This is a genomic window from Streptomyces yokosukanensis (assembly GCF_001514035.1).
GTDB classification, from domain to species: domain Bacteria; phylum Actinomycetota; class Actinomycetes; order Streptomycetales; family Streptomycetaceae; genus Streptomyces; species Streptomyces yokosukanensis.
Genome location: NZ_KQ948213.1, coordinates 117,054 through 138,082, shown reverse-complemented (window position 1 = coordinate 138,082; position 21,029 = coordinate 117,054). Strand labels below are relative to the sequence as shown.

Here is a 21,029-nt window from a genome sequence, read left to right as displayed (position 1 = left end):
GCATGACGCCCACAGAGCCCGAATGCCCCGCAAGGCCCGAAGAGCAACAAAGCGGCGGGACAGCCCTTTACGGACTCGCCGAACGGATCACCGGTGCCCTCGTCGGAGCCGCCGTCGGCGACGCCCTCGGCGGCCCGGTCGAGGGGTACGCCCCCGAGCAGATCGCCGAACGCCACGGCGGGCGCGTCCACGGCGTCGTCGGCCCCTGGCACGGCGACGCCTGGCGCACCGCGCGCCCCATCGCCCCGTACCACAAGGGCGACGGCCACGTCACCGACGACACCCTGATGACCCACGCGTTGATCCGCGTCTACGCCCGGGTCCGCGACCACCTCGACGCCTATGCGATCGCCGACCACCTGGTCCCGGACCTGATGACCAACCCGCGCTGGATCCCGGAACTGGAGACCGAGGCCCTGCCGCTGCACCGCCTCTTCCTCGCCGAGAAATGGCTCGTGGCGCGGCTCGCCTACGGCCATGTCGACCCCCGGGAGGCGGGCGTCGGCAACATCGTCAACTGCGGTGCGGCGATGTACATGGCCCCCGTCGGCCTGGTCAACGCGGCCGACCCGGCCGCCGCCTACGCCGAGGCACTGGACATCGCCGGTGCGCACCAGTCGTCGTACGGCCGTGAGGCGGCCGGTGTCCTCGCCGCCGCCGTCGCCGCCGCCATGGCACCCGGCGCGAGCCCCGACTCGGTCGTCACCGCCTGTCTGTCCCTGGCGAAGGACGGCACGCGCGAGGCGATCGAGAAGGTCTGCGAAGTCGCCCGCGGCCACCGCGACTTCGAGTCCGCACTGCGCCCCCTGCGCGCGGCGGTCGCCCCCTACGACACCGTCGGCCCGGACTACCGCGCCCCCTCTGCGGCCGCCCGCCGCCCCTCCCGCCTGCACGCGATCGAGGAACTGCCCGTCGCCCTCGGCATGCTGCTGGTCTCCGGCGGCGACTACCGGCAGGCCGTCCTCGGCGCGGTCAACTACGGCCGTGACTGCGACTCGATCGCCACGATGGCCGGTGCCCTCGCGGGCGCCCTCGGCTCACCCGTCCCGCGGGACTGGGCGAAGACGGTGGCGGAGGCGAGCCGTCTGGACCTGTGGGCGCCGGCCCGCACGCTCACCGAGGTCACCCAGGAGATCTTCGCCCGGGACGTGCGCCGGCGCCGGGCGCACGAGCGGGCCTTCGCGGCACTCGGAGGCAGCGCATGCTCCGACTGACCTGGGTCCAGCCCGAGGACCTGCTGGGCCACGAACTGCGCCAGGCCCGTCTGGACGGCCGGGAGCCCTCGGCGATCGAGGCGCGCTGGCGAACGGCGGGCGGCCAGGACGCCCCGCCCCGGGCGGGCGCGTCCCCCCACCCCGCGTCCCGCTACCTCCGCCTCCTCGCCGAGGACCTGCTGGACGAACTGGCCGATCTGCCCAGCGCCCTGTCCGAGGACGAGCCGACGGACCTGGCGCGCATCAAGTCCCTGTGCGCGGACTGGCCCGGTCCGCTCGGCCGCGCCCGCCCCGCCCCCGCCCCGGCCGCCCTCGAAGCCGCCTGGCTCGGCCGGGCCATCGGCTGCCTCCTCGGAAAGCCCGTCGAGAAGCTTCCCCTCGACGGCATCCGCGCCCTGGCGAAGGCCGCCGGCAACTGGCCCCTCACCGGCTACTTCAGCGCCGTCGGCGTCCCGGCGGACCTCCTCGCCGCGCACCCCTGGAACCGCCGCTCCGCCCGCACCTGCCTCGCCGAGAACATCGACGGCATGCCGGAGGACGACGACCTCGACTACCCGCTGCTGAACCTCCTTCTGCTGCGTCGGCACGGACGGACCTTCACCACCGCCGACGTGGCACGGCTCTGGCTGGACGAACTCCCGCCCGGCCGCGCCTTCACCGCCGAGCGCATCGCCCACCGCAACCTCCTCACCGGCATCGAGCCCCCGCACACCGCCCGCCATCGCAACCCCTTCCGCGAGTGGATCGGCGCCCTGATCCGCGCCGACGTGCACGGCTGGACCAACCCCGGCGACCCGGCCGCCGCGGCCGAACAGGCGCACCGCGACGCGGCCCTCACGCACACCGCCAACGGCGTCTACGCGGCGATGTTCACGGCCGCCGTCATCGCCACCGCCGCCGGGGCGGCCCCCGGCGGCCAGGACGTCCACGCCTGTCTGCGCGCCGGCCGGCGGGTGATCCCGCCCCGCTCCCGGCTCGCGCGAGCGATCGACCACGCGGTCCGGCTGGCCGGGTCCCACGAGGACTTCGACGACGTCGTGGACGAACTCCACGCCCGCTACTCCCCCGCCCACCACTGGGTCCACGCCATCCCCAACACCGCCCTGCTCACCGCCGCCCTCACCCACGCGGACGGCGACTTCGCCGGCTCCATCTGCCGTGCCGTGTCCGGTGGCTGGGACACGGACTCCAACGGGGCGACGGCCGGCAGTGTCGCGGGCCTGCTCGCGGGCGCACCGGCCGCCCTCCCCGACCGCTGGCGGGCCCCGCTGAAGAACCGGCTCGCCACCACCGTCGCCGACTTCGACGGCAGCGGCTTCGACACCCTCGCCCACCTCACCCTTTTGGAGGCGACCCGCCCATGACCCACATCGTCGTCCTCGGCAGCACGAACATGGACCTCGTCACCTATGTCGCCAAGGCCCCGCAGAGCGGCGAGACCGTCACGGGACGCGAGTTCCGTACGATCCCCGGCGGCAAGGGTTCCAACCAGGCGATCGCCGCCGCCCGCGCCGGCGCCACGGTCTCGATGATCGGCGCGGTCGGCAACGACGCCTTCGGCCTGCGGCTGCGCGACACCCTCGAACACTCCGGCGTGGACACGGACTTCCTGCGCACGGTCGAGGGCCCGTCCGGCACCGCGCACATCGTGGTGGACGACGGGGGCGCCAACTCCATCGTCGTCATCCCGGGCGCGAACGGCACCGTCGACCATCTCTCCCCCGGCGACGAGGGCGTGATCGCCTCCGCCGACGCCCTGCTGATGCAGCTGGAGATCCCCTCGGCCGCGGTCGTCGCGGGCGCCGAGGCCGCGCACCGGCACGGGGTCCGTACGGTCCTCACCCCCTCGCCCGTCCAGCCGCTGGCACCCGAACTCCTCGCCATGGTCGACCTGTTGGTGCCCAACGAGTACGAGGCGGTCACCCTCACCGGCCGCACCGACCCGCGCGAGGCCGCCGCGGCCCTGCTGGACCTGGTGCCGGAGGTCGTCGTCACCCTGGGCGCGACCGGCAGCCTCTACCTCGCCCGGGGCGTCGAGCCGCTCGTGATCCCGGCACCGAAGGTGACCGCCGTCGACTCCACGGGCGCCGGCGACACCTTCGTCGGCGCGCTCGCGGTGGCCCTCGCCGAGGAGAAGCCGGTGCGGGAGGCGCTGTCCTGGGCGGCGGCCGCCGCGGCGATCTCCGTCCAACGGCCCGGAGCCTCGGTGTCGATGCCGTACCGCCCGGAGATCGATGCCCAGTTCACCGCCTGAGGAAGCACGCATGAGGGACAGCGCATGAGGTACGGACGCATGAGGAACACCGCATGAGTACGACGACACCGGCCCTCGCCGGTCTGCGGGTGCTGGACCTCGCGACCCTCTTCGCGGGCCCGCTGGCCGCCACCCTGCTCGGTGACTTCGGCGCCGAGGTGATCAAGGTCGAGCATCCGCGCCGGCCCGACCCGTCCCGGGGGCACGGACCGGCCAAGCAGGGCGTCGGCCTGTGGTGGAAGGTGCTCGGCCGCAACAAGCGCACCATCACCCTGGACCTGTCCACGCCCGGCGGCCGGGCCACCCTGCTCCGGCTCGCCGCCACCGCCGACGTGGTGATCGAGAACTTCCGCCCCGGCACCCTGGAGAAGTGGCACCTCGGCTGGCCGGAGCTGTCCGCGGCCAACCGGCGGCTGGTCCTCACCCGGGTCACCGCCTTCGGCCAGTTCGGGCCGTACGCGCACCGCCCCGGATTCGGCACCCTCGCCGAGGCGATGAGCGGCTTCGCCGCGATCACCGGCGAGCCCGGGGCGCCGCCCACGCTCCCGCCCTTCGGACTCGCGGACTCGGTCGCAGGCCTCGCGACCGCCTGCGCCGTGCTCACCGCGCTGGCCGCGCGGGGGCGCAGCGGCAGCGGGCAGGTCGTCGACATGGCCATCATCGAACCGATCCTGTCGGTCCTCGGCCCCCACGCCACCTGGTACGACCAGCTCGGCCACGTCCAGGAACGCACCGGCAACCGGTCCGCGAACAACGCCCCGCGCAACACCTACCGCACCGCCGACGGCCTCTGGGTCGCCGTATCCACCTCCGCGCAGTCGGTCGCGGAACGGGTGATGCACCTGGTGGGCCGCCCCGAGCTGATCGACGAACCGTGGTTCGCCACCGGCGCGGACCGCGCCCGTCACGCCGACGCGCTGGACGAGGCGGTCGGCTCCTGGATCGCCGCCCGCACCCGGGCCGAGGTCCTCGCGGCCTTCGAGAAGGCCGAGGCGGCGGTGGCCCCGGTCCATGACGTCCGGGACGTCCTGGACGACCCCCAGTACCAGGCACTGGACACGATCACCACGGTCCCCGACCCCGAACTGGGCCCGCTGCGCATGCAGAACGTCCTTTTCCGGCTCTCCTCGACCCCCGGCGCGATCCGCTGGCCCGGCCGGCCGCACGGCGCCGACACCGACGCCGTCCTCACCGAGCTGGGTCTCACCCCGGCCGAGCTGCGCGCCCTGCGCGAGGAGGGTGCCCTGTGAGGCCGTACCCCCTCACCTGGCTCTACGCCCCCGGCGACCGCCCGTCCGTGGTGGCCAAGGCGCTGGCGGCGGGCGCCGACGTGGTGGTGATCGACCTGGAGGACGCGGTCGCCCCGGACCGCAAGGAGTACGCCCGCGCGGCCACCGCCGACCTCCTCGCCGACCACCAGCCCCTCCCGGTCCAGGTCCGCGTCAACGCCCTGGGCACCCCCTGGGCCGCCGCGGACCTGGCCGCCCTGACCGCGCTCCCCGGCCTCGCGGGCCTGCGACTGCCGAAGGTGACCACCCCGGACGAGATCAGACAGGTCGCCGCGGCCACCTCCGTCCCGCTGTTCGCCCTGCTGGAGACGGCCCTCGGCATCGAGCACGCCTTCGCGGTCGCCACCGCCCACCCCGCCCTGCGGGGCATCGCCCTCGGCGAGGCCGACCTACGGGCCGACCTGGGAGTACGAGCCGACGCGGGCCTCGACTGGCCGCGCTCCCGGGTGATCGTCGCCGCCCGCGCGGCGGGCCTCGCCCCACCCCCGCAGTCGGTCCACCCCGACATCCGCGATCCGGAGGGTCTCGCCGCCTCCTGCGCCCACGGCCGTGCCCTCGGCTTCCTGGGCCGCGCCGCGATCCACCCCCGGCAGCTGCCGGTGATCGAACGGGCCTACCTGCCCACTCCGGCGGAGATCGAGCACGCGGAAACGATCCTCAAGGCAGCGGCCGCCCAGGAAGGCGCCCAGGCCCTGCCCGACGGCCGCTTCGTCGACGCGGCCGTGGTGGCGCTGGCCCGGCGGACCCTGTCACTGGCCCGGACGAACTGATCCCTGTCGCGCCGGAGGGCGCCCGGGAAACCCGGGCGCCCTCCGCGTCGTACCAGCAAGCAGTCGTCAGCTCTTCTTCGTCGCCGACCCGGCCTCGTCCTTCGCCTCGACGGCGTCCGCCTTCGGCTCGGCGGCATCCGCCTCGGGCTCGGCCCCGTCCTCCGTCTCGGCAGCGGCTTCCGTCTCGGCAGCGGCTTGCGCACCGTCGGCCGGAGCCGTCGAGACACCCGGCTCGACCACGGCTTCCCGCCCCGGCCGCTTCTTCGAGGACACGACGATGTACGCCACCGCCAGCAGGAACACGAGCAGCGCGGTCCAGTCGTTCAGGCGCAGGCCCAGGATGTGGTGCGCGTCGTCCACGCGCATGTACTCGATCCAGCCGCGGCCCACGCAGTACGCCGCGACATACAGGGCGAACGCCCGGCCGTGGCCCAGCTTGAAGCGGCGGTCGGCCCAGATGACCAGGAAGCCCACGCCGATGCACCACAGGGACTCGTACAGGAAGGTCGGGTGGTAGTAGCCCGGCACCCGGCCGCCCTCGGAGGAGGTGATGTGCAGCGCCCACGGAACATGCGTCTCACGGCCGTACAGCTCCTGGTTGAACCAGTTGCCCCAGCGGCCGATGGCCTGTGCGAACGCGATGCCGGGCGCGACGGCGTCGGCGTACGCCGGCATCGGGACGCCCCGGCGCCGCGCACCGATCCACGCGCCGAGCGCACCCAGCGCGATCGCGCCCCAGATGCCCAGGCCGCCTTCCCACACCTTGAAGGCGTCCACCCAGTCACGGCCCGGGCTGAAGTACAGCTCGTAGTCCGTGATCACGTGGTACAGCCGGCCGCCGACCAGGCCGAACGGCACGGCCCAGACCGCGATGTCGGCGACCGTGCCGGCCCGCCCACCGCGAGCGATCCAGCGCCTGTTGCCGAGCCAGACGGCGACGAAGACACCGATGATGATGCAGAAGGCGTAGCCGCGCAGCGGGATGGGGCCGAGATACAGCACCCCGCGCGACGGGCTGGGAATGTAGGAAAGTTCCATGGCAAGTCCGACGCTACCGTGCCGGCCCGTGGGGACGGCAAGCAGCCCGGCTACGGCTCCATAACGGGGACGTGAGAAAAATCAGCCGCGGAGGCGGGGATTCCCTTACCCGCGGTTGGCGTCCTCCACCATCTGCTTGAGCTTGGCCGGGGTCATCGTCTGGTCCTGGTAGATGTTCTTCCCGCCGAGCAGGACCGTGGGCGTGCCGGTGAAGCCGCCGCCCTGGAAGGCCTTCTGCGCCTTGTTCACCCAGCTGTCGTGGGTGCCGTTCTTGACGCACTTCTGGAAGGCGGGCGTGTCCAGACCGCCGACCTTTCCGGACAGGGAGATCAGCTTGGCGTTGTCGGCGAACGCGTCGTCGGTCTCCTTGGGCTGGTTCGCGTACAGCGCGTCGTGGTAGTCGCGGAACTTTCCGGCGTCCTGGGCGCAGGCCACGGCGTTGGCCGCGCGCAGGGAGCCGGTGCCGCCGAGGTTGGCGTCGATCAGCCGGACCATGTGGTACTCGATCCGGAGCTTGCCGGAGTCGGCCAGTTGGTGGAGCGTCGGGCGGTAGGCGACCTCGAAGGCCTGGCAGGCCGGGCAGCGCATGTCCTCCCAGATGGTGAGCGTCGACTTGGCGCCGTCCTTGCCGACCGGGATCGCGAGGCTGTCCTTGCCCTGCGCGCCCGAGGGCGCCACGACCGGGCCCGCCTTCTCGCTGCTCTCCTTGCCGGCGTTCGCGGCCAGAACGCCGATCACCGCCGCGAGGCCCAGGACGCAGACGATGCTGGCGCCCACGACCAGAGTGCGCCGTCGCTTGTCCGCGGCCTTCTGCTTGTCGCGCTCGACCGCCAGCCGCTCCCGGGCGGTGCGCTTTCCGTCACGGTTCTTCTCGCTCACACCCCCAGAACGAACCGGGGAGGCGCAGCGCGCCTCCCCGACCTCAGGTCCACTCGTTCGAGTGACCGAATCTTTCGTTGTGAGTGACGGGCGAGTGACTCCGGTCGCTCACCGGCGGTCACACCTGTCCGCGCACGCCCTTGGCCAGTTCTCCGGCCAGTTCACGGACCGCCGCGAGACCCGCCGCGTGGTCGGGTGCGTCGAGCATCCGCTTCACGAAGGCCGAACCGACGATGACACCGTCGGCGAAGCCCGCGACCTCGGCGGCCTGAGCGCTGTTGGAGACACCGAGTCCGACGCAGACGGGCAGCTCGGTACCGGTGCCGCGGGTGCGCTCGACCAGGTCCTGGGCCTGCGCGCCGACCGATTCACGGGTGCCGGTGACGCCCATCAGCGAGGCCGCGTAGACGAAGCCGCTGCCCGCCCGGGTGATCTGGGCGAGCCGCTCGTCCTTGCTGCTCGGCGCCACGACGAAGACCGTCGCGAGGCCGTGCTTCTCGGCGTGCTCCCGCCACAGCGCCGACTCCTGGACGGGCAGGTCGGGCAGGATGCAGCCCGCGCCGCCCGCCTCGGCCAGCTCGGTGGTGAAGCGCTCGACGCCGTAGCGGTCGATGGGGTTCCAGTACGTCATGACGAGGACGGGCTTGCCGGTGGCCTCGTGGGCCTCCTGGACCGTCCGCATCACGTCCGCGATCTTGACCCCGCCGCGCAGGGCGATGTCGTCGGCGGTCTGGATGACGGGGCCGTCGAGGACGGGGTCGCTGTGCGGCAGGCCCACCTCCACCACGTCCGCGCCGCCGTCGAAGACGGCCTTGATCGCCTCGATGCCGCCGTCCACGGTCGGGAACCCGGCCGGGAGGTAGGCGATGAGCGCGGACCGGCCCTCGGTCTTGGCACCGGCGAGCGTGTCGCTCAGCAGCTGAATGTTCCCGCTCACTTGGCGTCCCCCTCGATCTCGGCGGTGTCGGTGGTGTCGGCGGCGACCTCGGCGTCGGTGTCGTAGAGGCCGAAGTAGCGTGCGGCGGTGTCCATGTCCTTGTCGCCGCGGCCGGAGAGGTTGACGACGATCAGGCCGTCCCTGCCCAGCTCCTTGCCGACCTCCAGGGCGCCGGCCAGGGCGTGGGCGCTCTCGATGGCCGGGATGATGCCCTCGGTGCGGGACAGCAGGCGCAGGGCCTGCATGGCCGCGTCGTCGGTGATCGCGCGGTACTCGCCGCGCCCCGAGTCCTTCAGGTACGCGTGCTCGGGGCCGATGCCCGGGTAGTCCAGACCGGCCGAGATCGAGTACGGCTCGGTGATCTGGCCTTCCTCGTCCTGCAGGACGTAGGACCGGGAGCCGTGCAGGATGCCGGGCTCGCCCGCGGTGAGGGTGGCCGCGTGCTCGCCGGTCTCGATGCCGTGGCCTGCCGGTTCGCAGCCGATGAGGCGGACGGACGCGTCGGGGATGAAGGCGTGGAAGAGGCCGATCGCGTTGGAGCCGCCGCCCACGCAGGCGACGGCGGCGTCCGGCAGCCGGCCGGCGCGCTCCAGGAGCTGCCGCCGGGCCTCGACGCCGATCACGCGGTGGAAGTCGCGCACCATGGCCGGGAAGGGGTGCGGTCCGGCGACGGTCCCGAAGAGGTAGTGGGTGTGGTCCACGTTGGCGACCCAGTCGCGGAACGCCTCGTTGATGGCGTCCTTCAGGGTGCGGCTGCCGGACTTCACCGAGACGACCTCGGCGCCGAGCATGCGCATCCGGGCCACGTTCAGGGCCTGGCGCTCGGTGTCGACCTCGCCCATGTAGATGGTGCAGTCGAGGCCGAACAGCGCGCAGGCGGTGGCGGTCGCGACACCGTGCTGGCCGGCGCCGGTCTCCGCGATGACCCGGGTCTTGCCCATCCGCTTGGTGAGCAGGGCCTGGCCGAGCACGTTGTTGATCTTGTGGGAGCCGGTGTGGTTGAGGTCCTCACGCTTGAGGAACACCCGTGCGCCGCCGGCGTGCTCCGCGAAACGCGGGACCTCGGTGAGGGAGCTGGGGCGGCCGGTGTAGTTGACCATCAGGTCGTCGAGTTCGCGGGCGAACTCGGGGTCGTGCTTGGCCTTGTCGTACTCGACGGCGACCTCGTCCACGGCGGCGACGAGGGCCTCCGGGATGAACTTGCCGCCGAACACGCCGAAGTAGCCTTCGGCGGTGGGGACTTGACCCTGTGGGTCAGGGAAGAAGAAGTTGCTGGGCATGCCGGAACCTCACGGTGAGTGCGTGTGAAAAGACACTGTTCGCCGTGGGGGGCGGAGCCTGTCGTACGACCTCGGGCCGTGTGGCGCCGGTCGCGCCCACGCGGCGGAGCCGCACCGTTCAGAACGCCCCGCGCCCCTCGGGGGCGCGCTGCCATCGACGTCCGTTGACCTGTCCCGGCTCGTCACCGATGACGTACCGCACGCGACGGCCGTGGACGCGCCGGGCCGGGGCACGGCAGCCCCTCGGCCGGCAGCCGCGCGCCAGGCGGGCGTACCGGTCCACGGTCGTCATGGTGGGAGTCATCGGGGTCAGCCTACCGGGCGATCAGCTCCGGCCGTGCCGCAGCGCGGGATGCTCGCCCGCGGCGACCAGGTCGGCGACGGCGGTCTTCGGGTCGCGGCCCGTGACCAGCGACTCGCCGACCAGGACCGCGTCGGCGCCGGCGTTGGCGTATGCGATCAGGTCGTGCGGGCCGCGGACACCGGATTCGGCGATCTTGACGATGTGGTCCGGGATCTCCGGCGCGACCCGCTCGAACGTGCCGCGGTCGACCTCCAGCGTCTTCAGGTTGCGCGCGTTGACGCCGATGATCTTGGCACCCGCGTCCACGGCGCGCTCGACCTCGTCCTCGTCGTGGACCTCGACGAGCGGGGTCAGGCCGATCGACACCGCGCGCTCGATCAGCGACTCCAGGGCCGGCTGGTCCAGGGCGGCCACGATCAGCAGCGCGAGGTCGGCGCCGTACGCCCGGGCTTCCCACAGCTGGTACGACGTGACGATGAAGTCCTTGCGGAGCACCGGGATGTCCACGCGTGCGCGGACGGCCTCCAGGTCCGCGAGCGAGCCGCCGAAGCGGCGCTGTTCGGTGAGGACGGAGATGACGGCCGCGCCGCCCGCCTCGTAGTCCGCGGCCAGCCCGGCCGGGTCGGCGATCGCCGCCAGCGCGCCCTTGGAGGGGCTGGAGCGCTTGACCTCGCAGATGACCTTGACGCCGTCGCCCTTGAGCGCGGCCACCCCGTCCTTGGCGGCGGGAGCCTTGGCCGCGCGCTCCTTGAGCTCGTCGAGGCTGACGCGTGCCTGCCGCTCCGCGAGGTCGGCACGGACTCCGTCGATGATCTCGTCGAGCACACTCACGCGAGCGGCCCCCTTTCAGACGGTGGTTCCTTCAGGTTTTGAAAACCCGTGGTCATTGCGATGGTATCCGCAGGAGCGCGGAGGTTTCGCATCCGGTGGACGCCGATTCCAGTAGCTGGACCATCTCCGTTCGATCAAGGATGCAGCCAGCCGCCCGAGGGCAGGTTCCGGACGGCCGTGAAGAGCAGCAGCAACACTCCGATGCCCCACAGATGCGCCGACCCGAGGCCCCATCGCATCGGCCGGCCGCGCACCGCGCGGGCCGTCCATACGGTCCACAGCACCGCGAAGCCCACGTACCCGGCCACACCCAGCGCGTTGTCGCGCAGCGCGGTGAGGAGATCGCCGTGGACGAAGGCGTGCGCGCTGCGCAGTCCGCCGCAGCCGGGGCAGTACAGGCCGGTGAGCCGGTACAGCGGGCAGACGGGGTAGTGGCCGGGCTCGTTCGGGTCGACGGCGCCGACGTAGGCGAAGGCCCCGGCGACGGCCGCGAAGATCCCCGCCGGGACGGCGAGCCGGCGCCACACCGGATCGGCACAGGCGCCGGACGGAGCCGGGTACGGGACCCCCGGCGCGGCCGGGCGGCTGTCAGCGTTCACGCGAGCATTGTCCCCTCCGCGGCGGCACCACGCGCGCTGGTCCGCCCGCACCTATGCCACGAGGGGCGGCCCGCACCCGCGTACGGGTGCCGGGCCGCCCCTCGGGGAAGCGGGGTGTGTGCTCAGCTCTCCACGCCGACCGGCTCACGGGTCACGGCGGGCGACCCGGCCACCACGAGGGGCTTCGGGTCCGAGCCGAGGCCCATGGCCTTCATGATGCCGGCGACCACCGCGCCGAGGAGGATGAGCGCAGAGCCGGCCCAGAAGCCGACGGGCTGGGCCATCACCATGAAGGCGCCCGCCACGCAGAAACCGATGAAGGAAATGATGACACCGGTCCAGGCGGCCGGGGTGTGGCCGTGGCCGTGGCTGCTGCCCGCCATGTCTGTGCTCCTCGTTGCTGTGTACGTGTCCAGTAGGCGTCGTACGTGTCGTACGGCTGCGAGCCCGTCCGTCACTGTCCGAGCCGGACGCTCGCCGTCCATTGTCCCGTACGCGGGCGCGCCGCGGACGCGGGGGTGGCGTCTGGTTCGCCACACCCGCCTCGCCCTGGCCGACGGCTCAGGCTCCGGTCGGGTCCTCGCCCCGGTCCAGGGCTTTCCAGATCTCCTCGGGCCGCTCCGGGTCGACCGGGCGGGCCTTGCGGCGCGGACGGTCGGTGCCGCGCTCGTAGCGGCCGGACATGGCGGGCCACAGGGCGCCGTAGCGCAGCGCCAGCAGTCCGGCGAGCAGGATCAGCACACCGCCGGCGGCCGCGACGTAGGGCCAGCCGGTGTGGCTGAGCGCGGCCACCGTGGCGGAGGTGTCACCGCTCGCCTGGGCGGCCTTCTCGTCCAGCGCGGAGGCGTCGGAGGCGGCCAGCAGGGCGGCGGTCACGATGCCGGCGCCGGAGAGCGCGAGCAGTCCGGCGACGACGAAGCGGCCGGCCCTGCGGACGGCGAAGACGGCGACGAGCGCGGCGAGGCCCACTATGGCGAGGGCCGCCGGAACGCCCGTGACGTCGCTGCCCTTGGCAGTGAGCGGGAACGTGCCGCCGGCCACCGACGCGGTGCCGTCCGCCCAGCGCTGCCGGGTCGCGAGCAGCGCCACGGCCGCGCCGAGCGCACCGCACAGGAGGGCCACGGCGAGGCTGCGCCGGCCGGACCGGGCGGGGGCGGCGGCTTCGGTACGGGGGTGAGGTACAGCAGTCACGTACTCCACTATCGCCTGAACCCCGGGCGAACCGTCACCCGGGGTTCGTATGAGAAACGCCCCATGGGCCGAAAGCGCCCTACTCGGCCAGCCGGTTGGCGGTGTGCACGGCCCGCAGGACGGCCGCCGCCTTGTTGCGGCACTCCTGGTCCTCCGCCACCGGGTCGGAGTCGGCGACGATGCCGGCGCCGGCCTGGACGTAGGCCGTGCCGTCGCGCAGCAGGGCCGTGCGGATGGCGATCGCGGTGTCGGAGTCGCCCGCGAAGTCCAGATAGCCGACGCAGCCGCCGTACAGACCGCGCCGGGACGGCTCCAGCTCGTCGATGATCTGCATGGCGCGCGGCTTGGGGGCGCCGGACAGGGTGCCCGCGGGGAAGCACGCGGTGAGCACGTCGAAGGCCGTACGGCCGTCGGCCACCGTGCCGGTGACGGTCGAGACGATGTGCATCACGTGCGAGTAGCGCTCGATGGACATGAAGTCGACCACCTCGACCGAGCCGGGCTCGCAGACCCGGCCGAGGTCGTTGCGGCCGAGGTCGACGAGCATCAGGTGCTCGGCGCGCTCCTTGGGGTCGGCGAACAGCTCCTCGGCGAGGGCCTGGTCCTCCTGCGGGGTGGTCCCGCGGGGGCGGGTGCCGGCGATGGGGTGGACCAGCGCGCGCCCGTCCTCGACCTTCACCAGGGCCTCGGGGGACGAACCCACCACGTCGAACCCGTCGAAGCGGAAGAGGTACATGTACGGCGAGGGGTTGGTGGCGCGCAGGACCCGGTAGACGTCCAGGGCGCTCGCCGTGCACGGGGTCTCGAAGCGCTGGGAGGGCACGACCTGGAAGGCCTCGCCCGCGCGGATGCGCTCCTTGACGTCCTCGACGGCCGTCATGAAGTCGGGGCCGCCCCACAGCGCCGTGTACTCGGGCAGTTCCGAGGGCGGGAGGACGGCGGGCGGCTGGGCCACCGCGCGCGTCAGGTCGGCCTCCATGGCGTCGAGGCGGGCCACGGCGTCGGCGTAGGCCTCGTCGACACCGGTGTCGAGGTCGTTGTGGTTGATCGCGTTGGCGATCAACAGGACCGAGCCCTCCCAGTGGTCCATGACGGCGAGGTCGCTGGTCAGGAGCATGGTCAGCTCGGGGAGCCGGAGGTCGTCGCGCTCGCCGGGGCCGATCTTCTCCAGACGGCGGACGATGTCGTAGCCGAGGTAGCCGACCATGCCGCCGGTGAAGGGCGGGAGGTCCTCCTGGTGCGGGGTGTGCAGGGCCTGGAGGGTGGCGCGCAGGGCCTTCAGGGGGTCGCCGTCGACGGGGACGCCGACCGGCGGGGTGCCGAGCCAGTGGGCCTGTCCGTCGCGTTCCGTGAGCGTCCCGGCGGAGCGGACGCCGACGAAGGAGTAGCGGGACCAGGAGCGGCCGTTCTCCGCGGACTCCAGCAGGAAGGTGCCGGGGCGCTCGGCGGCCAGTTTGCGGTAGAGCGCGACCGGGGTGTCGCCGTCGGCGAGGAGCTTGCGCGTGACCGGGATGACGCGCCGGTCGGCGGCGAGCTTGCGGAAGGTCTCGAGGTCCATGACGGCCGACCTTACTGAGCGGTGCTGTTCGAGTGCGCCTTCGGGGCGGCCGAAGCGGCGTCCTTCAGAAGCACGTCCTCGTCGAAGCAGGTGCGCGCCCCGGTGTGGCAGGCCGCGCCCACCTGGTCGACCTTGACGAGCACGGTGTCGGCGTCGCAGTCGAGCGCGACGGACTTCACCCACTGGAAGTGGCCGGAGGTGTCGCCCTTGACCCAGTACTCCTGGCGGCTGCGCGACCAGTAGGTGCAGCGGCCGGTGGTCAGCGTGCGGTGCAGTGCCTCGTCGTCCATCCAGCCGAGCATGAGCACCTCACCGGTGTCGTACTGCTGGGCGATGGCGGGCACGAGACCGTCGGCGCTGCGCCTGAGGCGGGCGGCGATCTCCGGATCGAGGCTGCTGGGTCGGGGCGTACCGGTCGTACTGGTCATGGCAGCCATTGTGCCGCGCGGGTCGGACAGTGCCGGTGCCGTGTCCGCTGCGCGGACTCGCCGCCTGGTCGTAGGCTGATCACATGTCGACCTTCGCCCAGCGTGAACGGCTGCTGCTCGCCGACCTCTTGGAAACCGTCGGTCCGGATGCCGAGACCCTCTGCGAGGGCTGGCGGACGCGAGACCTGGCCGCGCATGTGATCGTGCGCGAGCGCCGTCCGGACGCGGCCGGGGGCACGCTGATCAAGCAGCTCGCGCCGCGCCTGGAGAAGGTGATGGCCGAGTACGCCGCGAAGCCGTACGAGGAACTGATCCAGCTGATCCGTACCGGCCCGCCGCGCTTCTCGCCGTTCCAGCTCAAGCAGGTCGACGAGGCGGCCAACGTCGTCGAGTTCTACGTCCACACCGAGGACGTGCGCCGCGCCCAGCCGGACTGGAGCCCGCGCGAGCTGGACCCGGTCTTCCAGGACGCCCTGTGGTCCCGGCTGGAGCGCACGGCCCGGTTGGTGGCCCGGGGTGTGCCGACGGGCCTGGTGCTGCGCCGTCCGGACGGGCAGACGGCCGTGGCGCACCGGGGCGCCCCGGTGGTGACGGTGACCGGTGAGCCGTCGGAGCTGCTGATGTACGCGTTCGGCCGGCAGGACAAGGCCAAGGTGGGGGTGGACGGCGACGCGGACGCGATCGCCAAGCTGCAGGAGTCCAGGCAGCTGGGCTTCTGATCCCAGCGGTCGGGCAGCCGAGAGGGGCCGTGCCGTGATCAAGGTCGCGATGACCGGTGTGTACGTGGACGACGTGGCCCTGGCGCACGCCTTCTACACCGACGTCCTCGGCTTCGAGACCCGCACCCGCATGGACCTCGGCGGCGGCACGCTCTTCGTCACCGTCGGGGCTCCCGAGGGCGCCCAGCCCGATCTGCAGCTGCTGCTGGAGCCGGGCGAGGGCCCCGTCGCCGAGCCGTACCGCCGGGCGCTGTACGAGGCGGGCATCCCGTGCATCGTCTTCTCCGTGGGGGATCTCGCGGCGGAGTACGAGCGGCTGACCGGCCGGGGTGTCCGGTTCACCCATGAGCCGCAGCGGCAGGGGCCGGTGCTGGCGGCGGTGTTCGACGACACCTGCGGCAATCTGGTGCAGCTGGTTCAGCCGAAGGAGTGAGCGCGGCGCACCGCGCTCAGCCGGGAAGCTCCGCGCGCCGCAGCGCCGGTACGGCGAGCGCGACGACCCCGCCGAGGCCGCAGACGGTGGCGCTGACGACGTAGACCGGCCCGAGCCCGAACGCCCCGATCGCGGCGGCCGCGAACGGCATGCTGAGTGGGGTGAGGCCGAGGCTGACCAGGCTGGCGACGGCGGTGACCCGGCCCAGACGGGCGGGGTCGGACTGGGTCTGCAGCAGGGCCCCGCACAGCGCGCCGCTGAGCCCGGCGAGCAGGCCGACGAGCAGCGCCGTACCGACGGCCGCGGGCAGGGTGGGTACGAAGGCGAGGGCGCCGACGGCCACGGAGCCCGCGGCACACGCGCACCCGACGACCAGCCCGGCGCGCGGCAGCCGGCCCCGGACGGTCAGCAGCAGCGAGGCGGCTCCGGCGCCGACTCCGAATCCGGCGAGCACCCAGCCCATGCCGAAGGCGCCCCAGCCGCGCCGGTCGGCCAGCAGGGTCAGACCGACGTTCAGCGGGCCGACGAAGCCGAGGTCGCCGAGGGCGATGGCCACCATCAGCGGGGCGAGGACGCGGTGGCGGCGGACGTAGGCGAGGCCGGCCACGAGGTCGCTCCAGGCGGTCGTGTTCCCGGCGCCCTCCGCCGTCGGCAGGTCCCGTATCCGCACGCGCAGCAGCAGCGGCACCGAGACGGCGATGAGCAGCCCGGCGAGCGCGAAGGCGGCGGCCGCTCCGCCGAGGGCCACGCCGAGCCCGCCGAGCGGGGCGCCGACGACGGAGGCGAAGCGGATCGCGAGGCCGCGCAGACCCTGTACCCGGGCCAGCTGGTCCTTCTCGGTGAGACGGGCCGGCAGGGCGCCCACGGCGGGTATGAAGACGGCGTCGACGGTGCCGAAGACCAGCGCCAGCAGGGCCAACGGCCACAGCCCGGGGCTGGTGAGGAACAGCAGGGCGGCCGCGGCGAGGACGGCCGCGCAGCGCACGGCGTCGCTGCCGATGACGACCCGGCGCGGGCCGAACCGGTCGGCGATCACCCCGCCGCCGAGCATCAGCACGGCCCGGGGCAGCGCGCTGACTGCCATCACGAGACCGGCCTGGGCAGGCGTTCCGCTCTGGACGGCCGCCCAGGACAGGGCCAGGTAGTAGACGCTGTCGCCGAGCGTGGAGGAGGTGTAGGCGGCGAGCCAGCGCAGCACGTTGGGGTCGCGGTGGGCCTGCGCGGCCGGCGCCGGCAGGAGGGTGGCGGTCACGGTGGGGGGCCTCTCAGACACGGAAGGGGAAGCCGTACATGTAGAGCGCCACGTGCTCGCGTCCCTCGGTCTCGCCCGCGGCCTCGGCGGCCCGAGCCTGCGCGTCGTACGTGCGCAGAAGCGCCTCCAGCTCGCCCCTCAGTGCGGTGAGTTCCGCCGGGGTCAGACGCATCCAGGACTCGTTGTCCATGGAGGCGGTGTTCCACTCGGGCCCCCAGGTGGGGCGCTGGTCCAGGAAGCGGCGGTACTGGTCGGCCCGCTGGTCGTGGAAGAGGCGGCTGGCCGCGAGGTGGGCGGCGGCTCTGGCGGGCTCGCCCCGGAAGTCCTCGTCGCGGATGCTCACGCCGTCCGACGCCGGCTGCCACCAGCGCTCCCGCCCGTCCGCCGTCTGCGGCTCGGCCTCCTCGATCAGGCCGTGGTCGGCGAGCTTGCGCAGGTGGTAGCTGACCAGGGACACGGCCTCGTCCACGTGCTCGGCGAGCTGGGACGCGGTAGCCACCCGCTCCATGCACAGCAGCCGGTACAGGTTGGCCCGCAGGGGATGCGCGAGGGCCTTCAGCGTGCCGACGTCCGTGATCCGTCGGTTCTCCTTGCTCGCCATACCCCGACCATAGATACGAAAGAAAAGTTGCACAATGGATCTTGCGCAACTTCCCTTTCATGTCTTGTTTTCGGTGACCCGGAGGGTCAGGCGGCCCACTCGCGCAGCAGTCGGGCGACTTCCGTCAGGTCGGCTTCGTCGCTGCGGATGTCTGCGACGAGCTTCGCGACTTCGCCGTAGGGCAGATCGAATCGCACCCCGGACTGCTCCATGTACTCCCAGGCGCAAGCGATGCCGATGGAGGCGTTGTAGTCGGTGAAGGGCCGCAGCCTCAGGGCCGTGTGCAGGAATGTCGCCGCCCGTGCGGGGATCTCCCCGTAGTACGGCTCACCGGCGACGCGTTCGTACCTGTGGCGCTCGACCATGCAGTTCAGTGCGCCCCAGTCGCGAATCGGCGTGTTCTGCGGCGAGACGTTGACCTGAACGTTGAGGACCCAGCCGGCGTCTACATACAGCGTCACCGCAGGCCCGCCGGGAACCGCTCCTCGAAGTCGGCCATGATCTCCCGAGCCTTCTTCGTGGCCCCCTCGACGAACCTCTGCTTCTGCCGCCGGCGCACGACGTCCTCGGTCAGTATGTCGTGCGCCAGCCTCTTGATCGCGACGCCCTGCTCCTTGGCCTCAGCGCGCAGCTCGGCCAGCTCTTCCTCGGTGAACTCGATCGTGATTCCAGGCATACGAGCAGCCTAGCCACCTCGACACCTCAACCACTACCGCGTTCGCTACCAAGAGTGTCACCTCGAACTAGCGAACGGGGTGCCCCGCATCCCGCAGGGTCTGCTTCACCTCGCCGATGCGCAGGTCGCCGAAGTGGAACACCGACGCGGCCAGGACCGCGTCCGCGCCCGCGGCGACGGCCGGCGGGAAGTGGGCCAGCTTGCCGGCGCCGCCCGAGGCGATCACGGGGACGGTCACGTGCTTGCGGACGGCGGCGATCATCTCCAGGTCGTAGCCGTCCTTGGTGCCGTCCGCGTCCATGGAGTTCAGCAGGATCTCGCCAGCGCCCAGATCCGCCGCGCGGTGCGCCCATTCCACCGCGTCGATGCCGGTGCCCTTGCGGCCGCCGTGGGTGGTGACCTCGAAGGAGCCCGGCCCGGTGCGGCGGGCGTCCACCGAGAGGACGAGGACCTGACGGCCGAAACGCTCCGCGATCTCGCGGATCAGGTCCGGGCGGGCGATCGCGGCGGTGTTCACGCCCACCTTGTCGGCGCCCGCCCGCAGCAGCCTGTCCACGTCTTCGGCCGTGCGGACGCCGCCGCCGACCGTCAGCGGGATGAACACCTGCTCGGCGGTGCGACGCACCACGTCGTACGTCGTCTCCCGGTTGCCCGAGGACGCGGTGATGTCCAGGAACGTCAGCTCGTCGGCGCCCTCGGCGTCGTACACCTTGGCCATCTCGACGGGGTCGCCGGCGTCGCGCAGGTTCTGGAAGTTGACGCCCTTGACGACCCGGCCGTTGTCCACGTCCAGGCAGGGGATGACTCGGACCGCCAGGGTCATGACTGCTCAGGCTCCTCTGAATGCTTCAAGCTCTACTTCGACCAGGATGCGCGGATCGACGAAGCCCTCGACCACGAGCAGGGTCGAGCAGGGGCGCACGGAGTCGAACAGCTCCTTGTGGGCCCGGCCCGCCTCGTCGACGTCGCGCACATGGCTCAGGTACATACGGGTGCGGATCACGGACTCGATGCCGAGCCCGAATTCCTTCAGCGCCTCGATGGCGTTGCCGAAGGCGACCTTGGCCTGCTCGTACGGGTCGCCCTCGCCGTAGAGGACGGTCCCCTTGAAGGACGTGGTGCCCGCCACGGACACCCGGTCGCCGGCCGCCACGGCGCGCGCGAAACCGAAACTCTCTTCCCAGGGGCTTCCGCTCTGCACGCGCCGTACGGCTTCGGACGTCATGACACCGTGCCCTTTTTCAAGATGTGGCCTCCAAGGCCTCTTCCAGGGTGAACGCCTTCGCGTACAGGGCCTTCCCGACGATGGAGCCCTCGACACCGAGGGGTACCAGCTCGGCGATGGCGCGGAGGTCGTCCAGCGACGACACGCCGCCGGAGGCCACGACCGGCCGGTCCGTCGCCGCGCAGACGTTCCTCAGCAGCTCCAGGTTCGGGCCCTGCAGCGTCCCGTCCTTGGCGATGTCGGTGACGACGTAGCGGGCGCAGCCCTCCTTGTCGAGGCGCGCCAGCGTCTCGTAGAGGTCGCCGCCGTCGCGGGTCCAGCCGCGGCCGCGCAGGGTGGTGCCCCGTACGTCCAGGCCGACCGCGATCTTGTCACCGTGCTCGGCGATGACCCTGGCGACCCACTCGGGGGTCTCCAGGGCGGCGGTGCCGAGGTTCACCCGGGTGCAGCCGGTGGCCAGGGCGGCCGCCAGCGAGGCGTCGTCGCGGATGCCGCCGGACAGCTCCACCTTGATGTCCATCGCCTTCGCGACCTCGGCGATCAGCTCACGGTTGTCCCCGGTGCCGAAGGCGGCGTCGAGGTCGACCAGGTGCAGCCACTCGGCGCCGGACCGCTGCCAGGCGAGGGCGGCCTGAAGCGGGGAGCCGTAGGAGGTCTCGGTCCCGGACTCGCCGTGCACGAGGCGGACGGCCTGGCCGTCGCGGACGTCGACGGCGGGGAGGAGTTCGAGCTTGGCCATGGTCTACAGGGTTCCGATCCAGTTGGTGAGGAGCTGGGCGCCGGCGTCGCCGGACTTCTCGGGGTGGAACTGGGTGGCCCACAGGGCGCCGTTCTCCACGGCGGCGACGAAGGGCTTGCCGTGCGTCGACCAGGTGACCTTGGGGGCCGCGATCAGCGGGTTGTGCGATTCCAGCGCCCAGTCGTGGACGGCGTAGGAGTGCACGAAGTAGAAGCGGGCGTCGGCGTCGAGACCGGCGAACAGCTCCGAGTCGGCCGGGGCGTCGACGGTGTTCCAGCCCATGTGGGGCACGACGTCGGCCTGCAGCGGCTCGACCGTGCCGGGCCACTCGTCCAGGCCCTCGGCCGCCACGCCGTGCTCGATGCCGCGCGCGAACAGGATCTGCATGCCGACGCAGATGCCCAGCACCGGACGCCCGCCGGACAGCCGGCGGTCCACGACCCAGTCTCCGCGCGCGGCGCGCAGGCCCTGCATACAGGCGGCGAACGCGCCGACACCCGGCACCAGCAGTCCGTCGGCGTTCATGGCCTTGTCGAAGTCACGGGTGATCTCGACCTCGGCGCCCACGCGCGCGAGGGCGCGTTCGGCGGAGCGGATGTTGCCGAAGCCGTAGTCGAAGACGACGACCTTCTTCGAGAGCACGGTCAATTCCACACCTCCAGCCGCATGACGCCGGCGACCAGGCACAGGGCGGCGCCGATGGAGAGCAGCACGACAAGGCTCGTGGGCATCTTCTGCTTGACGAAGGAGACGATGCCGCCGACCAGGAACAGGCCGACGACGATCAGCAGGGTGGAGAGGCTGTTCATGGG

The 21,029-nt window shown here is 72.4% G+C and carries 27 protein-coding genes; 7 read left to right on the top strand and 20 right to left on the bottom strand.

The features are described from left to right. Window positions 1-2: 2 nt before the first annotated feature. Genes AQI95_RS20590 through AQI95_RS20570 form a run of 5 tightly spaced genes read left to right on the top strand, consistent with a single transcriptional unit; the run spans window position 3 to window position 5,527 of the window. Window positions 3-1,214 (top strand): ADP-ribosylglycohydrolase family protein, encoded by a 1,212-nt coding sequence (locus tag AQI95_RS20590; RefSeq protein ID WP_079071369.1) that lies wholly within the window; start codon window positions 3-5, stop codon window positions 1,212-1,214. After that, complete coding sequence (locus AQI95_RS20585; RefSeq protein WP_067125437.1) at window positions 1,202-2,578, top strand: ADP-ribosylglycohydrolase family protein; 1,377 nt, start codon at window positions 1,202-1,204, stop codon at window positions 2,576-2,578. Before AQI95_RS20590 ends, AQI95_RS20585 begins: the two co-directional genes overlap by 13 nt. Beyond that, window positions 2,575-3,468, top strand: a complete 894-nt coding sequence (gene rbsK, locus AQI95_RS20580; RefSeq protein ID WP_067125434.1) for a ribokinase — start codon at window positions 2,575-2,577, stop codon at window positions 3,466-3,468. Before AQI95_RS20585 ends, rbsK begins: the two co-directional genes overlap by 4 nt. Before the next feature lie 53 nt (window positions 3,469-3,521). After that, a complete protein-coding gene (locus tag AQI95_RS20575) occupies window positions 3,522-4,718 on the top strand; it encodes a CaiB/BaiF CoA transferase family protein (RefSeq protein WP_208614225.1) in 1,197 nt (398 codons plus the stop codon). Further along, complete coding sequence (locus AQI95_RS20570) at window positions 4,715-5,527, top strand: HpcH/HpaI aldolase/citrate lyase family protein (RefSeq protein WP_067125431.1); 813 nt, start codon at window positions 4,715-4,717, stop codon at window positions 5,525-5,527. Before AQI95_RS20575 ends, AQI95_RS20570 begins: the two co-directional genes overlap by 4 nt. 66 nt (window positions 5,528-5,593) lie before the next feature. On the opposite strand, the gene lgt is transcribed toward AQI95_RS20570, so the two are convergent. The 11 genes from lgt to hisI form a co-directional block, all read right to left on the bottom strand. After that, complete coding sequence (lgt, locus tag AQI95_RS20565; RefSeq protein ID WP_067125428.1) at window positions 5,594-6,565, bottom strand: prolipoprotein diacylglyceryl transferase; 972 nt, start codon at window positions 6,563-6,565, stop codon at window positions 5,594-5,596. A gap of 105 nt (window positions 6,566-6,670) precedes the next feature. Then, window positions 6,671-7,444: a DsbA family protein gene (locus AQI95_RS20560; protein WP_067125425.1), complete on the bottom strand. Its 774-nt coding sequence runs from the start codon at window positions 7,442-7,444 to the stop codon at window positions 6,671-6,673. A gap of 118 nt (window positions 7,445-7,562) precedes the next feature. Beyond that, window positions 7,563-8,381, bottom strand: coding sequence for a tryptophan synthase subunit alpha (trpA, locus tag AQI95_RS20555; protein ID WP_067125422.1), 819 nt, complete (start codon window positions 8,379-8,381; stop codon window positions 7,563-7,565). Then, window positions 8,378-9,661 (bottom strand): tryptophan synthase subunit beta, encoded by a 1,284-nt coding sequence (trpB, locus tag AQI95_RS20550; protein WP_067125419.1) that lies wholly within the window; start codon window positions 9,659-9,661, stop codon window positions 8,378-8,380. The genes trpA and trpB overlap by 4 nt, the downstream gene beginning before the upstream one ends. A gap of 118 nt (window positions 9,662-9,779) precedes the next feature. Next, window positions 9,780-9,965 (bottom strand): tryptophan biosynthesis modulator TrpM, encoded by a 186-nt coding sequence (trpM, locus tag AQI95_RS45010; RefSeq protein ID WP_079071368.1) that lies wholly within the window; start codon window positions 9,963-9,965, stop codon window positions 9,780-9,782. A 21-nt stretch (window positions 9,966-9,986) separates the two neighbouring features. Then, on the bottom strand, window positions 9,987-10,796 hold the full coding sequence (gene trpC / locus AQI95_RS20545; RefSeq protein ID WP_067125416.1) for an indole-3-glycerol phosphate synthase TrpC: 810 nt from the start codon (window positions 10,794-10,796) through the stop codon (window positions 9,987-9,989). A 134-nt stretch (window positions 10,797-10,930) separates the two neighbouring features. Then, window positions 10,931-11,395 carry a DUF2752 domain-containing protein gene (locus tag AQI95_RS20540; RefSeq protein WP_067125413.1) on the bottom strand — a complete coding sequence of 155 codons (465 nt, stop codon included), beginning with the start codon at window positions 11,393-11,395 and terminating at the stop codon, window positions 10,931-10,933. A 122-nt stretch (window positions 11,396-11,517) separates the two neighbouring features. Further along, window positions 11,518-11,778, bottom strand: coding sequence for an HGxxPAAW family protein (locus AQI95_RS20535; protein WP_067125410.1), 261 nt, complete (start codon window positions 11,776-11,778; stop codon window positions 11,518-11,520). A 178-nt stretch (window positions 11,779-11,956) separates the two neighbouring features. Further along, entirely contained in the window at window positions 11,957-12,595 is a 639-nt protein-coding gene (locus tag AQI95_RS20530) for a TIGR02234 family membrane protein (protein ID WP_067125407.1), read from the bottom strand. 70 nt (window positions 12,596-12,665) lie between these two features. Then, window positions 12,666-14,144, bottom strand: a complete 1,479-nt coding sequence (locus tag AQI95_RS20525) for an anthranilate synthase component I (RefSeq protein WP_067125404.1) — start codon at window positions 14,142-14,144, stop codon at window positions 12,666-12,668. Between the two features lie 11 nt (window positions 14,145-14,155). Further along, complete coding sequence (gene hisI, locus AQI95_RS20520; protein WP_067126289.1) at window positions 14,156-14,572, bottom strand: phosphoribosyl-AMP cyclohydrolase; 417 nt, start codon at window positions 14,570-14,572, stop codon at window positions 14,156-14,158. 83 nt (window positions 14,573-14,655) lie between these two features. On the opposite strand from hisI, the gene AQI95_RS20515 reads away from it, so the two are divergent. Together AQI95_RS20515 and AQI95_RS20510 are read left to right on the top strand one after the other, a co-directional pair. Further along, window positions 14,656-15,291: a TIGR03085 family metal-binding protein gene (locus AQI95_RS20515; RefSeq protein ID WP_067125401.1), complete on the top strand. Its 636-nt coding sequence runs from the start codon at window positions 14,656-14,658 to the stop codon at window positions 15,289-15,291. Between the two features lie 34 nt (window positions 15,292-15,325). Continuing rightward, window positions 15,326-15,724, top strand: coding sequence for a glyoxalase/bleomycin resistance/extradiol dioxygenase family protein (locus tag AQI95_RS20510; RefSeq protein WP_067125398.1), 399 nt, complete (start codon window positions 15,326-15,328; stop codon window positions 15,722-15,724). A 16-nt stretch (window positions 15,725-15,740) separates the two neighbouring features. Here AQI95_RS20510 and AQI95_RS20505 read toward each other — a convergent pair whose 3' ends face one another. The 9 genes from AQI95_RS20505 to AQI95_RS48005 form a co-directional block, all read right to left on the bottom strand. Then, window positions 15,741-16,976, bottom strand: a complete 1,236-nt coding sequence (locus AQI95_RS20505; RefSeq protein ID WP_067125395.1) for an MFS transporter — start codon at window positions 16,974-16,976, stop codon at window positions 15,741-15,743. A gap of 13 nt (window positions 16,977-16,989) precedes the next feature. Next, entirely contained in the window at window positions 16,990-17,577 is a 588-nt protein-coding gene (locus AQI95_RS20500) for an ArsR/SmtB family transcription factor (RefSeq protein WP_067125393.1), read from the bottom strand. Window positions 17,578-17,663: 86 nt separating this feature from the next. Then, window positions 17,664-18,038 carry a hypothetical protein gene (locus AQI95_RS20495; protein ID WP_067125390.1) on the bottom strand — a complete coding sequence of 125 codons (375 nt, stop codon included), beginning with the start codon at window positions 18,036-18,038 and terminating at the stop codon, window positions 17,664-17,666. Further along, entirely contained in the window at window positions 18,035-18,253 is a 219-nt protein-coding gene (locus tag AQI95_RS20490; protein ID WP_067125387.1) for a hypothetical protein, read from the bottom strand. The genes AQI95_RS20495 and AQI95_RS20490 overlap by 4 nt, the downstream gene beginning before the upstream one ends. Window positions 18,254-18,320: 67 nt before the next feature. Next, the gene (gene hisF / locus AQI95_RS20485) at window positions 18,321-19,076 is read right to left on the bottom strand and encodes an imidazole glycerol phosphate synthase subunit HisF (RefSeq protein WP_067125384.1); all 756 of its coding nucleotides are present in this window, start codon (window positions 19,074-19,076) and stop codon (window positions 18,321-18,323) included. 6 nt (window positions 19,077-19,082) lie between these two features. Beyond that, window positions 19,083-19,478, bottom strand: a complete 396-nt coding sequence (locus AQI95_RS20480) for a RidA family protein (RefSeq protein ID WP_067125381.1) — start codon at window positions 19,476-19,478, stop codon at window positions 19,083-19,085. Window positions 19,479-19,494: 16 nt separating this feature from the next. Further along, complete coding sequence (gene priA / locus AQI95_RS20475) at window positions 19,495-20,217, bottom strand: bifunctional 1-(5-phosphoribosyl)-5-((5-phosphoribosylamino)methylideneamino)imidazole-4-carboxamide isomerase/phosphoribosylanthranilate isomerase PriA (protein ID WP_067125377.1); 723 nt, start codon at window positions 20,215-20,217, stop codon at window positions 19,495-19,497. A gap of 3 nt (window positions 20,218-20,220) precedes the next feature. Continuing rightward, a complete protein-coding gene (gene hisH, locus AQI95_RS20470; protein WP_067125375.1) occupies window positions 20,221-20,871 on the bottom strand; it encodes an imidazole glycerol phosphate synthase subunit HisH in 651 nt (216 codons plus the stop codon). After that, window positions 20,862-21,026 (bottom strand): hypothetical protein, encoded by a 165-nt coding sequence (locus AQI95_RS48005; RefSeq protein ID WP_167361952.1) that lies wholly within the window; start codon window positions 21,024-21,026, stop codon window positions 20,862-20,864. Before AQI95_RS48005 ends, hisH begins: the two co-directional genes overlap by 10 nt. Window positions 21,027-21,029: the final 3 nt, after the last annotated feature.